We start from the raw sequence: 13,285 nt of genomic DNA on the forward strand, positions 1-13,285 counted from the left end.
TAAGCAACCGTGAAAAGACGAAGAAAAAGAACCGTTAAGGCTTTTTCGGCATGGTCTTTTCCGCTTGGCAGATATCGCCTCGCCCCTCACGATGAATTTCTTCGTGCAGTGGCGCAGGGTCTGTGGACCTGCGCCTTTCGTGTGCCCATCGGTATCTCCATCTGTCGGATTCCAGTGACAAGAGGAGAAAAAACATGAACGAAAATACATTCAACACACTCGAATACGGACAACTCGTCGCACAGATCGAACGCCATTGCATCAGCGCGTTCGGGCGGGAGCGACTAGCGGCGCAACGGCCGGTCATGAACATCAAGACGGTCGAGAAACGGCTTGCCGAGACGACGGAGGCGAGACGGATCCTTGACGCGAACAGCCACGTCCCGTTCATCGGCGTCTCGGCGATGGAACCGGTCATCATGAAGCTCGAGAAGGAGATGATGCTCGACGCAGACGAACTGACCATCGTCGCGGAGTTCCTGCGCGGTTCGCGCAAACTGCGGCGCTTCATGGAGGAGCAATCCTTCTTCGCGCCTCTCCTGTCGAGCTATGCGGCAGGAATGTCGGAGCACCGGGGAATCGAGGAGTCGATCACGTCGGCGATCCAGTCCGGCCGAATCGTCACGGAAGCGAGCAAGGAGCTGAAGCGGATCCGCAAGCAGCTCGCGATCCTCGAGACCCGGATCGATGAACGCCTGCAGAAGTTCATCCGTAACCCGCATCACAAGGAGATGTTGCAGGAGACGTATGTGACGAAGAAGAACGATCGTTTCACGGTCCCGATCAAGGCTAGCTACAAATCGAAGGTCGCAGGGACGATCATCGACACGTCGAGTAAAGGGACGACCTTGTTCGTCGAACCGGACACGGTCTCGAAGCAGACGGACGAATGGATGATCACACGGACGGAGGAGCAGGTGGAGGAGTATCAGATCCTCGCGACGCTGACCGGGAGCGTCTTCGACGTACTCCCGTCGCTTCGGGCGAACATCGACCTGATCGCCCATTACGACCTCGTCATCGCGAAAGGGAAGCACAGTCAGCGCACGGATGGCGTCGCACCGAAGATAAACGATGAAGGACGGATCCATCTGAAGCGTGCCATCCATCCGCTTCTTGCGAACGGTGTGCCGCTCGACCTGACACTTGGCGAAAGCTACCGCGGACTCGTCATCACGGGACCGAATGCAGGCGGAAAGACGGTCGTCATGAAGACGGTCGGCCTGCTGACGCTCGCCGTCATGAGCGGATTCCATATCCAGGCGGATCGGGACAGCGAGATCGCCCTGTTCGAGAAGGTGTTCGTCGACATGGGCGATCAGCAGAGCATCGGGCAGGCGCTCAGCACGTTTTCCGGACATATGCAAAATGTCTCGAACATCGTCAGACAGATGAATCAGCGGACGCTCCTGCTGTTCGACGAGCTCGGCAGCGGGACGGAGCCGAACGAAGGGGCGGCGCTTGCGATCGCCATCCTCGAGGCCTGCTACAAGCGCGGGGCGCTGACGATCGTCTCGACCCATTACGGGGAGATCAAGGACTATTCGGAGCGGCATCCTGAGATGATGAACGCGGCGATGCAGTTCGACCCGGAGACGCTCGAGCCGAAGTACCGTCTGTTGATCGGGCAGTCGGGCGAGAGCAACGCCCTCTTCATCGCCCGCCGCATGAATTTGCCGGAGTCCGTGCTGAAGGCGGCCGGTTCCTACATGCGGGAGAAGGAATATGACTTCACGCCTGTCGACCCGCGCTATCTTCCTCAGCCGAAAGTCGAGAAGGAAGAGAAGCTGACGGATTTCAAAAAAGGAGACCGCGTCCGCCTGCTCGAAACGGGGGAGGTGGGACTCGTCCGGCAGGAGATCGATCGTCAGCAACGCGTCGAGGTCTATCTCGACGGGAAGAGCGAGAGCGTGAGCGCGAGGCGCCTCGTGCGCGAAGCAAAAGCTGAGGATCTGTATCCGGCAGGGTACGATATCGACAGCCTGTTCACGACGTACCGCGAGCGCAAGGACGCCCACGATTTCGCGCGCGGTTCGAAGAAGGCGCTGCGCCGCGTCGAGAAGGAAATCAGAAGTCGGAATCGCTGATAGCACGCAGAAAGGACCTGATCCATTGGACAGGTCCTTTCGTTTCGTCAGTAGGCGACGCGTCCGAGCTTGACGCCGCAGTAGCGGTGGAGCTCGACCGGGTCATCGATGTCCGTCTTTCGCATCATGTCGGCAAGCAGGAGCGCGCAGACATAGGCGTCCTCTTTTGCGTCGTGATGCTTGAACGAGACGCCGAGATGTTCGGCCATCGTGTTCAGCTTGTGGTTCTCAAGAAGCGGGTAAAGCTTCCGCGACAGCTTGACCGTGCAGCCATAACGAATCTCCGGCATCTGGTACAGGTCGTACTTCCGGATCGCCTTCGAGAGCGCGTTCATGTCGAACGAGGCATTGTGGGCGACGACGAGCTCTGCCCCGCCGAGCAGATCGAACAGGCCGCGCGACTCCATTGCTTCAGGGAGGGCGGGGGCGTCGCGGACGTCATCCGGGTGAATGCCGTGGACACGGATGTTACCATAGTCGAACGCTTCTTCCGGGTCGATCAGTACCTGGTCGGACGAGACGACGATCCCGTTCGCCAGGACGGACCAGCCGAAGGCGCAGATGCTGCGGCTGTCCCGGTTCGCCGTCTCGAAGTCGATGGCGACGGTATACGTATTCATCGGCTTCCTCCGATTTCACGGTCTGCTTGCGATTCTTCCTCGACGTATTCCTCCGGCTTGAACAGCATCACCCGATCTCGGTAAGCGAACAGGAAGGCTGTCGAGACAGCCATGACGTCGGCAAGCGGGAAGGCGATCCAGACGCCGGTCACACCAAGAAAAGAAGGCAGCAGCAACACGAGCGGGATCGTGTAGAGCGTTTGACGGGACAACGACAGGAACAGGGCGGCCTTCGCCTTGCCGAGCGACTGATACATTCCATTGATGATCATCTGCGCGCCGTAGACGAACGAGATGGCGAACAGGATTCGCATCGCTGTCACGCCTTGGTCGAGCAGCTCCTGATCCCGTGTGAACATGCCGATCCAGAAGTCCGGGAAGAGCTGAAGCAGCAGCCAAAGCGTCAAGGAGACGGTCAGTCCATAGCGGAGCGCGAGTTTGATCGCGTCCGACATCCGGTCGAACTGCCTTGAACCGAAGTTGAAGCCGACGATCGGCTGCATGCCTTGGACGATACCCATGATCGGCATGCCGACGAGCGCCATGAACTTGTTGATGATGGCGAATGTCGCGATCTCGGTCGTCCCGCCGTGACGGACGAGCATATGGTTGACGAGGATGAACAGGACCGATTGCGACACCTGCATGATGAAGGAGGACGAACCGATCTGCATCATCCGAGAGACGAGCGCCGGTTCGAAACGGAATGCGTTAGTTCCGAGTTCGAGCGTCGTCTTTCTTTTCTTCGTAAAGAAGAACCGGAAGATGAGGATGGCTCCGATGACCTGGGCGAGCGCCGTCCCGAGCGCGGCACCCTTGATGCCTAGGCCGAACACGAAGATGAAGAGCGGCGTCGAGACGAGGTTGATCAGGACGGTCGTCAGCATGACCTTCATCTGGAAACTTGCCTGTCCTTCCGCCCGGATCATGGCGCTCGACGCCATCGTCAGCATGAAGAAAGGGGCACTGAGCAGCGTGATGCTGAGAAAGTCCTTCGCGTAAGGCATGATGGCGTCGGTCGCTCCGAACAGGAGCAAAAGCGGCTCGAGGAACGCGAGAGCCGACAGGATGGCGAGCGTGCTGATCAAAAAGACAGCGATCAGGACGTTCGCGTAGGCACGGCTTGCGCCTAAGAGATCTTTTCGGCCGAGACGCTGTGAGGCGAGGGCGGCGCCTCCGATGCCGATCGAGTTCGAGATCGCCATCAGGATCAGCTGGACGGGGAAGGCGATTCCGACGGCCGCGACGGCAGCCGTACTGATCTGGGCGACGAAGATCGTATCGATGATGTTATAGAGCGCCGTGACGAGCATTCCGATCATCGCAGGCATCGACAATCCGATGAGCAGCTTCTTGACCGGTTCCTCTCCGAGACGAGCAGTTTTTCGGTTCATCGCAGGGAACCTCCTTATAAGTAATGGATGATTCAAGCGTATGCTGACGACCCGCATGATGCAACTGATGCGACCCGGCCGATATGCGCAAAAAGAAAACGCCGGAAAAAGCGCTCCCCTGAATGGACAGGGAAGCGCTCCAAAAGTCACATCGGCACGTCGGGCAATCCGTTCTTCGTCCACTCGAAGATGGCGAAGAGGGCGGCCCCGAGTGCGAGGTAAGCGGTCAACGTGACTGCCTGCTGCTTGCGCGGCATCGCGTGGTAGAGAACAGATTTCTCAGCTTCGAGCAACGGTTCGATCCGCTGGTCGATTCGGCGGATGATCGCATCATAGTCGTCCGCGGCGTCGTTTTGGAAACGCAGGACGTCATAACCCGCCGACTGCGCGTCGGATGGACTCGCTGCCTTCAACTGTTGCAGGTCCTGACGGAGGGACCAGGCGACCGGATCGAACGTTCCATATGTTTCTTCCGGTGTCTCGGCCGCTGCCGCCTCCTGATCAGCGAGTTCCTGTTCATGCTTCGCCTGCAGGACACGGCTTCGCGCCGCACGATACAGCATCAGATCGTTCGCGTGGGCGGCGTATGTCTTCGCGAGCTTATAACGATTCCAGACGGCGCTCCCGCCGAAGAAGGCGACCAGCAGCAGGATGAAGCTGAAGTGCGTGATCCCGTACGCGACGAGCGCCGCGAGGCCGGCGATCCAGACGACGATCGGGAGGCCGGCGAGAATCCGTCCGCCGTCAAGCGGGGAGACAGGCATCAGGTTGAACAGATTGATCAGCGCACCTAGGTGCAGGATGACGATCCAGAAGGAATCGCCAGTCACGGCGTATCCGACTGCGAGCGGCGCGAGCGAAAGGAGCCCAGCGAGCGGGCCTCCATATCCGACGATCGCCTCGGCCTTCGGGGTCTTGATTTCATCCTTGATCCCGATGACAGCACCCATGAACGGGATGAAGATGGCGGGACCGGTCTTGATCCCGAGCCGTTTCGCCGCGACGAGGTGACCCATCTCGTGGATGAAGAGCAAATACAGCAGACCGACGGCGAACCAGACTCCGAAGAGTTGCGCGTAGAAGAAGAGCGAGATGCCGAACGAGATCAACGTACCGCCGAACTTCGAGAGCTTAAGGAACGCGAGAAGAAACTTCGCTTTCGAAAGGAGGAACGCTATGATGACGGCGAAGCCGCCCCATTTCTTTTTATCCAATGTAACAGCCTTCTTTCTGAATGAATGTCTTGTTCTCATTCTACGCTATATCAGCGAAAAAAGTTCCATTGCAAGCGTCCGGATGACTTGCGGGCACGAAAAAAGGAAACCGGCGGACCGGTTCCCTTGGAATCACTTCACGAGTTTGACGAGCAGGCTTGCGAGCGACTTGCGCTCTGATTCGTCGCCTGCCTTCCACAGTTCCTGGAGCAGGTATTCTTCACGGTTGCGTGGTTCTTCGTGCTTCGCGAGGTAGTCCGCGACCTTCTCCGCGACTTTCGCCAGCTGGTTGTCGTTCAAGCCGAGGCTCTCGCCTTTTGACACCTTGTCACCGAGGTAGGATTTGAACTGTTCGAAGTTCGACAGGATCTGCTCCTTCGATTCCTCGTCCATCTGACTGAGTTTCTGTTCCACTTTTCCTGATACTTGTGATTCTTCCATCTGAACGTCCTCCTTTGGGTTATCAAGCTGTTTAGTTAATAGCCGAAGGAGAGGGTGTTAAAACAACTTCAGAAAAAATAAAGAGGTTTATTTTTTTCTGAAGCAAGCGCTTTAGCAAGAACTACCATCCCTCAAATTATTTGCTTGTCTTAAGGGTAGAATAGCCCGCTTCGATGAAAGCGGGCTGAGGAACAGATTAGAATTCGATGAGAGTCAGAGATGTTTGATGATACGGGCGGGATTCCCTCCGACGACGACGTTGTCCGGTACATCCTTGACGACGACGCTTCCTGAGGCGACGACGACGTTATCGCCAATCGTCACGCCCGGGTTGATGACGGCACGTCCGCCGATCCAGACGTTGTCACCGATCGTGACGGGCTTGCCGAACTCGGCGCCGGAGTTCCGTTCGACCGGGTCGAGCGGATGGGCCGCGGTATAGATATGTACGCCTGGTGCCAGCATGCAATTGTTGCCGATCACGACCGGACAGATGTCGAGGATGACGCAGTCGTAGTTGGCGTAAAATCTTTCCCCGAGCGTGATGTTGTAGCCGTAGTCGCATTTGAAGCTCGGCTCGATATAGAGTGACTCACCGGTCCGCCCGATCAGTTCCCGCAGGATGTCCTTGCGTTCCGGGACGAAGTCGACGCTCAGCTGGTTGAACTGATGACAGAGGCGTTGCGCCCGTTTGCGGTCCGCGACGAGCTCCGCGTCTCCTGCGAGATAGAGTTCTCCCCGGATCATCTTCTCTTTTTCGGTGATGCTCATGTTCGTTCCCTCCTCTTTTTTTCCATTAGACCATGAAACAGCAAAAAAAGCCTGTCCGAAGGAGGACAGGCTGATGTGTCATTGAAGGGTGCGTGCTTTCTGTGCACCGAGCGCCTGAAGCGCTGCCTGGTTCAACAGGTTCCACGGCTTGTTGTAGTGCGGCTGGAAGAAGAAGTCGACGAAAGCGAGTTCCTCGAGCGTCATGTCATTCTGGATCGCGACGGAGAGCGTGTTCATCGACTGCGTCATGTCGATCTTCGAGATGATCTGTGCACCGACGACGCGGTTCGTCTCCTGTTCGAAGACGATCTTCAACTGGACGTCCTCAGCGGTCGGCATGAACTCCGGACGGTAGGCGTCGACGACGGTCACGCTGTCGACCGACAGGCCGAAGAACGGTGCGGCATCTTCCGTAAGTCCGGTCGAAGCGATGTTCAAATCATATAGACGGAGACCTGAAGTCCCTTGCGTCCCTTGATAGCGGACGCTCGGTGTGAGCAGGTTCTTCCCGACGAGCGTACCCATCCGGACGGCGTTCGTCGCGAGCGGGATATAGGCGTGCGTGCGGGCCGGGTTGTAGTAGACGGCACAGCTGTCGCCGGCAGAGAATATGTCCTTGTTGCTCGTGCGCATGTATTCGTCGACGATGATCGCCCCGTTCGGCAGCATGTCGATCTGTCCTTTCAGCAATTCCGTGCTCGGGCGGAATCCGACGCAGAGGATGACGAGATCCGTCTCGAACGTCCCTTTGTCAGTGACGACTTCCGTGACTGATCCGTTCTCGCCGCGGAATGCTTGGACGGTCTGACCGAGTTCGAGCTTGATGCCGCGGTCTGTCAGTGCATCTTCGATGATATCGGTGAACGAGCGGTCGAGATATTTATTCAGGATGCGGTCTGCGCTGTCGATGAACGTGACGTCCTTGCCGTACGATTCGAACGCTTCGACGAGTTCAGCGCCGATGTAGCCTGCTCCGACGACCGTGATCTTCGATGCGTCAGCCGCCTTCTCGATGATCGCCTGGGCGTGAGCGTAGTTCTTGCAGAGCTCGATCTGGTTGAGTTCGATTCCAGGGAGCGTCGGGATGATCGGCCAAGATCCGGTCGTCATGATCAAGCGGTCATACGAGTCGTACACCGTCTCGCCGGTCAACAGGTTCTTCGCGACGAGCGTCTTGTGCTCCGTATCGATTTCAAGGACGTCATGTTTGAGGCGCATCGTCGCACCGAGGCGTGCGAGTTCGTCCGGCGATGAATAGAACAAGGATTCTGCGTGCTCGACGACGCCGCCGACATGAAGTGCGATGCCGCATGAGAGGAAGGAGACGTTGTCATTTCGCTCATAGACCGTGATATCGAGGTCGGGATGGGCTTGCGTGAGTTCCTTGACTGCTGCTGTTCCTGCGTGTGTACAACCGATGACTGCTACTTTCATGTTGGTTTCGCTCCTTATATGAATGAGTTGGATGTTTGTGAGTTAAATCACATTCTTTCGATAAACTTAGTATATTTTTTCACAAAGTCTTTTGCAAGTCTTCTTTGTGCAAAAATGAGCATATTTTTGTCTAAAATGTGAATTCAATCACAATAAGTATTTGCTCGTTGTTTTTAGTTTAAGAAGAGCAGGATTAGGGAATATCAATTTTGTTGGATTCTGGACGAAGGGATGGGACACGATGGATACCGAGAGGACAATGCATCTATTCGCTTTACCGGATTTCTAGCATCGCCTGTCTGACGATCAGTCGGTAACGATCTAGAAATCGGGGAGAGAATAGATGAATACCCAAACGGAATATAGACCTCTCCGATGCACAGGAACGGAGAGGGAACTAAACTATGAAACGTATCGCAACCATTCTAGCCGGGACGCTGTTGATGGCGTTCGGCTACTATACCTTGAATGAACAATTCGGACTGGCTGAAGGAGGCTTCATCGGGCTATCGCTCCTTGGACGCTATTTCTTCGACATCAATCCGGCCATCACGATGCTCGCGCTCGACCTGCCATTCTTCATCGGCGCCTTCTTTTTGAAGGGCAGGCGCTTCGTGATGGAGGCACTTCTTTCGGCAGGCGCACTGTCGGTTTTCTACGAGATGTGGCACAGATTCGACCTGTTCCACTTTCCGGAGCAGGCGTGGCCGGCGACATTGATCGCTGCGCTCGCAAGCGGTGTCGTCACCGGATACGGACTCGGTCTCGTTCTTAAGAGCGGAGGGGCGACAGGAGGCGACGACCTGCTGTCGATGGCGCTCAGCAAGATGACCGGTGTCTCGATCGGGACGATCCTGTTCGCTCTCGACGCGCTCGTCTTGATGATCTCGCTCGTCTACTTGCCGCTCAGCTTGACGCTCTATACGCTGCTCGCGGTCGGCGTCGCCGGACGAATCGTCACGGTGATGACGCGGGAGCCGAAGAGCGTTCGAAACGTCAAACCGATACCAGTCAACGTCAAATGACGATGCTCCTTCCTGTCACCAGGAAGGAGTTTTTTCATGCAGCCTTGAAATAGGGTAGGGGGAGGGATTAGATGATCAGAACTGCACGGCCAGACGACGCGGAGGCGATCGCCCCGCTCATCCATCATGCCATCCATGAAATCGCGGAGACCTTGACCGGTGCGTCAGAGGAGACGCTTGTCCGCATGCGTCTCGAAGCGCTCGTCCGCCTGCGAGGCAACCGCCTCAGCTATGAGAACACGCTCGTCGCGGAACATGAAGGCGAGGTCGCCGGAATCGTCATCGCCTATCCGGGATACGAGGCGGAGAAACTCGATGCGAGCTTGAGCGCCTATATCGCGACCTGCACAGGGACCGTTCCGGTGATCGACGTGGAGACGGAAGGGGACGTCTACTACATCGACACGCTGTCGGTCGCGCCGGAATACGGGGGAAAAGGAATCGGGACGCGCCTGCTCGAAGCAGCTTCGACAAGGGGCGAGAAGCTCGGATGCGGCTCGGTGACGCTGAACGCCGATCAGTCGAACGCAGGAGCGCAGCGGCTCTACCGGCGGCTCGGGTTCGAGAGGACCAAGACGGTCCAGATCAGCGGCAGCCAGTTCGACTATATGGAGAGAAGGTTCGACCGTGAAGAAGGACAGCAACATGATTGAACGGCTCGATGAGGGACTCGCGCCTTATCGTGATGAGGAGAAGGCACGTCAGATGTCGGCCTACATGCGCAACCAGTATCCGTTCCTCGGCATCCAGACGCCGGCCCGGCGAAGCGTGACGAAACCGCTGTTCAAGGCGTCGACGCTCGACTGGGACTTCGTTGATGCATTGTACGAAAAGCCGGAGCGCGAGTACCAGGTGATCGCGGTCGATTACTTGGCGCACCACGCGTCGTCACTCGGGTGGGAAGACCTTGGACGGCTGAAGCGCTTGATCGAGACGAAATCCTGGTGGGACACCGTCGACGCCATCGCGAGTACGCTCGTCGGCAGCATCGTCCGGCGTTATCCCGAGACGAATTCTGTCATGGACGAGTGGATCGAGGACGAGAACCTGTGGGTCCGGCGGACGGCGATCCTCCATCAGCTCAGCTTCAAAGGAGAGACGGACGAGGAGCGTCTGTTTGCGTACTGCAGGCGTTGCGCGGACGAGAAGGAATTCTTCATCGCGAAGGCGATCGGCTGGGCGCTGCGTCAATATGCGCGAACCGCGCCGGACCGGGTGGAAGATTTTCTTGTGAAGGAGAAGCTCCAGGCGCTGAGCGTCCGGGAAGCATCAAAACATTTGGAGATGAAAAAGAAGTCGGGGGACCTTGAATGAATGAAGAACAGGTAAGTTTGATTGAACTGACGGAAGAGAATTGGTACGACTGCTGTCAGCTTGAGGTCACTTCGGAACAAGCCGGCTTCATCGAGCCGAACGCGGTTTCGATCGCACAGTCGAAGTTCACGCCGTCGCTCGTCACTCGGGCGATCGTCCATCAGGGCGAGACGGCCGGATTCCTGATGGACAATTCGGAACCGGAAGAGCTCGACGGCCACTGGGTCTACCGGATCATGGTCGATCGCAAGCATCAGGGAAAAGGGATCGGGAAAGCAGCGACACGTCTGATGATCGCTGAGATGGAGCAGCTGCCAAAAATCCGGAAGATCGTCGTCGGCTATCATCCGGACAACACGGGGGCGCATCAATTGTACGCAAGTCTCGGTTTCAAGGACGAAGGGGACCGCTTCGGCAAGGAGATGGCCGTCGTCAAAAAAATCAAATGAGCTACGAAACGAGAAGAGGATGGCTCAAAAGTCCATCTGTAAAAGAGATACGGGAGCGGATTCCAAATCCGCTCCCGTATCTCTTCGTCTAGATGAAACCACTCGCTTCACGCGACTCCTGCAGGGAAAAGCGCGATGCGTCGCGCTGTGAGAGACGAAAAAGACCCGCTTCCCTGTCCGAAAATGGAAAGGGAGGCGCGGCTTGTGTCTCGCCTGAGGAAAGCGATTGAAGATCGAGTGGTTCTTTTTTTGAGTCACCCTCTTTCATTTCAGCCGGTAAAGGACGGCAGAGGCATCTTCAGGCTCAAAACGCGAATCCGACTCGAACGAGGCGACGCGTTCGACGTCGATTTTCGCGCCCTGCTCCCGAAGCCGCTCGAGCAGGCGGCCGGTCACGTAGCTGTCACGTCCTTTCGGCTCAGCCTTCCACTTACTGAGCGAGGCGACCGGAACGATCCGGACTTCAGGACGGGAGAAGCTGAACTGGCGCGCCTCCTCGTCCGTGAAGACGGTCGCGTCCGGTGGCAGCTCCTCTGAAATCCAGTCCGCGAGCTGAATCGTCGCCGGCGGTTGATTCGCCTGTTCGACGAGTGCAAGTCCGAGATAGAACTGGGTGAGCGCGAACAAGGCGACAGGGAGAGCCGGACGACGCAGCAAATAGAACGCAAGGATGAGGACGAGCGGCAACAGATGGCGCGGTTTGTCGATGTTCTGCGCAAGGAGCGCCCAGGCGAAATAGGTGGAAGCCGTCACTCCCCACCAGCGTTCGATCCGGCCGGGGCGCTGTGCGAGAAACGCAAGACCGAGCAATCCGATCATGGAACCGAACGCGAAGCCGTGCCAGAATATCTGCTTCAGGACAAGGAGCAGCCGACCGACGAGCGGCTCGGCGTCCGTCGCGGCACTCCCGCCCCAGTCCGAGAAATGACCGTCGACGAAGCTGAGGGCAAGGCGGGCGAACGTGAGCGGTCCGCCTGTCGAGAAGGCGACCGGCAGGAGCCAGGCGAGCTGGGCGAGCGCAAGGACAGACAGTTCCGAGACGAGCTGCCAGCCGTCCTTCCGCTTCTGGAAGAGCAGAAAGAGCAGGATGATGCCGACTGGTGCGTAAGAGAGCCGGGTCGCCATCAGGAGACCGAACAGGAGGTATGGCAGGAGACGCCGCTTCCCGAGTCTCGCCTGCTCGACACTCCAGGCGAACCAGACGAGCAGGCCGAGCGCAAGACCGTCCGACATCCCGGTCGCGCTGATCACGACGATCGAAGCGATCAGGTTCAAGGCGATCGCCTGCAGCAGGGCGAGCGAATCGCGCGCAGACCTCTTCAGCAAGAGGTAGGCCGGAATGACGCTGCTCGCAAAGCCGATCGTCGAGACGGTGCCAAGAGACAGCACCGGGGCGAACGGCAGTGCCGTCGCGACGAGGATGAAGAGTGGATAGCCGGGGAAGTGCGGCCTGAGATCGGCGAGATCGTACTGGTCGACGGCGAGCGCGAAGTTCGCGATGTCGTAGCTTGCTGCGAACGGGCTGATATAGAGAAGGCGATACGCCAAGACGGCGAGGAAGAGCAAGGCGACCCATAGAAAAAGCGACCGCCCGGTGAAGAGACGATCGCGAAACTGCTTCAAGAAGCCTCCTTGAGGCGGGCTGTTTTCGGTGAGCGGTTCTGGAGGAAGAGCATCCAGCCTGCGAATCCGAAGTAACCCCACCAGGCGAGTACTTGTTCGAGCGACGGATTGTGGCTGTAGCCGAACATCGCTGCCATGAACGTACCGATCTGACCGCTGATGAGCGTCGTGTTGCCGGTGTCGCGCAAGTATTGCACCTGATCGATGTAGTGCTCAGGCATGAAGTGGACGATGTTGTAGACCGCAGCGGGCGTACCATCCGCGTTCGAAAGGAAACTGCCGATCAGTCCGAGGTCCTGAAAACGCCCAATCGTCTGAACGAGCATGCCCGCCGCGATGAACAGGATCAGGACGCCTGTCACCTGGAAGAACCGTTTGACGGAAATCTTCATCGTACCGGAGACGAAGAGATATCCGATGATGAGGGCGAGCAGGAGACCGGACAGTGCTCCGTAGCTCGTCAGCACCTTCTCGATCTCCCCGCCCGAGATGGCGGCGAAGAAGAAGACCGTTTCGACTCCTTCGCGGACGATGACGAGGAAGGAATGGACGATCATCGTGATGGCGCTGCCGGCCGAAACGGCGGCGGCGACCTTCGCCTGTGTCGCTTTCTGATTCTCTTTTGCCTCCTTGCCCATCCAGAGCACCATGTGCGTCAGCAGGATGACTGAGACGATCATGATTCCGAGGCGGAGGTAGGTATCGCTGCCGAAGCTCGCGAAGCTCGTGAAGACGACTTGGAACAGGAAGGCCGTGCCGACGCTGACGAGCAACGCTAGACCGACACCGGCATATACCCATTTCTTATATTGAGGCGCGTTCAGGCGGTCGAGATAGCCGAGGATGAGCCCGACGATCAGGACGGCTTCGAGACATTCGCGCAGCGTGATCAAAAAAGCTTGAAAGTCCATAC

13 protein-coding genes are annotated in these 13,285 nt (G+C 57.6%); 5 read left to right on the plus strand and 8 right to left on the minus strand.

All coding sequences use genetic code 11. The annotated features are described in order from the left end of the window. Window positions 1-194: 194 nt before the first annotated feature. Window positions 195-2,087: an endonuclease MutS2 gene (locus tag DFG60_RS12015; protein ID WP_114572022.1), complete on the plus strand. Its 1,893-nt coding sequence runs from the start codon at window positions 195-197 to the stop codon at window positions 2,085-2,087. A gap of 47 nt (window positions 2,088-2,134) precedes the next feature. Here the strand turns inward: DFG60_RS12015 and DFG60_RS12020 are convergent, their stop codons facing one another. The 6 genes from DFG60_RS12020 to DFG60_RS12045 all read right to left on the minus strand — a co-directional run bounded on the left by DFG60_RS12020 (window position 2,135) and on the right by DFG60_RS12045 (window position 7,961). After that, window positions 2,135-2,707, minus strand: a complete 573-nt coding sequence (locus DFG60_RS12020; protein ID WP_114572023.1) for a 3'-5' exonuclease — start codon at window positions 2,705-2,707, stop codon at window positions 2,135-2,137. Beyond that, window positions 2,704-4,101, minus strand: coding sequence for an MATE family efflux transporter (locus DFG60_RS12025; RefSeq protein WP_114572024.1), 1,398 nt, complete (start codon window positions 4,099-4,101; stop codon window positions 2,704-2,706). Before DFG60_RS12025 ends, DFG60_RS12020 begins: the two co-directional genes overlap by 4 nt. A 146-nt stretch (window positions 4,102-4,247) precedes the next feature. Next, window positions 4,248-5,315 carry a site-2 protease family protein gene (locus DFG60_RS12030; protein ID WP_114572025.1) on the minus strand — a complete coding sequence of 356 codons (1,068 nt, stop codon included), beginning with the start codon at window positions 5,313-5,315 and terminating at the stop codon, window positions 4,248-4,250. A gap of 132 nt (window positions 5,316-5,447) precedes the next feature. Then, the gene (locus DFG60_RS12035; RefSeq protein ID WP_114572026.1) at window positions 5,448-5,756 is read right to left on the minus strand and encodes a DUF3243 domain-containing protein; all 309 of its coding nucleotides are present in this window, start codon (window positions 5,754-5,756) and stop codon (window positions 5,448-5,450) included. A 213-nt stretch (window positions 5,757-5,969) separates the two neighbouring features. Next, window positions 5,970-6,527 (minus strand): maltose O-acetyltransferase, encoded by a 558-nt coding sequence (gene maa, locus DFG60_RS12040; RefSeq protein WP_114572027.1) that lies wholly within the window; start codon window positions 6,525-6,527, stop codon window positions 5,970-5,972. Between the two features lie 78 nt (window positions 6,528-6,605). Then, on the minus strand, window positions 6,606-7,961 hold the full coding sequence (locus DFG60_RS12045; protein ID WP_114572028.1) for an FAD-dependent oxidoreductase: 1,356 nt from the start codon (window positions 7,959-7,961) through the stop codon (window positions 6,606-6,608). A 404-nt stretch (window positions 7,962-8,365) separates the two neighbouring features. On the opposite strand from DFG60_RS12045, the gene DFG60_RS12050 reads away from it, so the two are divergent. The 4 genes from DFG60_RS12050 to DFG60_RS12065 all read left to right on the plus strand — a co-directional run bounded on the left by DFG60_RS12050 (window position 8,366) and on the right by DFG60_RS12065 (window position 10,749). After that, complete coding sequence (locus DFG60_RS12050) at window positions 8,366-8,986, plus strand: YitT family protein (RefSeq protein WP_114572029.1); 621 nt, start codon at window positions 8,366-8,368, stop codon at window positions 8,984-8,986. Window positions 8,987-9,057: 71 nt separating this feature from the next. Beyond that, window positions 9,058-9,639 (plus strand): GNAT family N-acetyltransferase, encoded by a 582-nt coding sequence (locus DFG60_RS12055; RefSeq protein ID WP_114572030.1) that lies wholly within the window; start codon window positions 9,058-9,060, stop codon window positions 9,637-9,639. Further along, window positions 9,614-10,300: a DNA alkylation repair protein gene (locus DFG60_RS12060; RefSeq protein ID WP_232818707.1), complete on the plus strand. Its 687-nt coding sequence runs from the start codon at window positions 9,614-9,616 to the stop codon at window positions 10,298-10,300. The genes DFG60_RS12055 and DFG60_RS12060 overlap by 26 nt, the downstream gene beginning before the upstream one ends. Next, window positions 10,297-10,749, plus strand: a complete 453-nt coding sequence (locus tag DFG60_RS12065) for a GNAT family N-acetyltransferase (RefSeq protein WP_114572032.1) — start codon at window positions 10,297-10,299, stop codon at window positions 10,747-10,749. The genes DFG60_RS12060 and DFG60_RS12065 overlap by 4 nt, the downstream gene beginning before the upstream one ends. A 264-nt stretch (window positions 10,750-11,013) precedes the next feature. On the opposite strand, the gene DFG60_RS12070 is transcribed toward DFG60_RS12065, so the two are convergent. Then, entirely contained in the window at window positions 11,014-12,372 is a 1,359-nt protein-coding gene (locus DFG60_RS12070) for a hypothetical protein (RefSeq protein WP_114572033.1), read from the minus strand. Beyond that, complete coding sequence (locus DFG60_RS12075; RefSeq protein ID WP_114572034.1) at window positions 12,369-13,283, minus strand: FTR1 family iron permease; 915 nt, start codon at window positions 13,281-13,283, stop codon at window positions 12,369-12,371. Before DFG60_RS12075 ends, DFG60_RS12070 begins: the two co-directional genes overlap by 4 nt. Window positions 13,284-13,285 lie beyond the last annotated feature (2 nt).

This window comes from Exiguobacterium flavidum (genome assembly GCF_003344535.1).
Classification (GTDB): domain Bacteria; phylum Bacillota; class Bacilli; order Exiguobacteriales; family Exiguobacteriaceae; genus Exiguobacterium_A; species Exiguobacterium_A flavidum.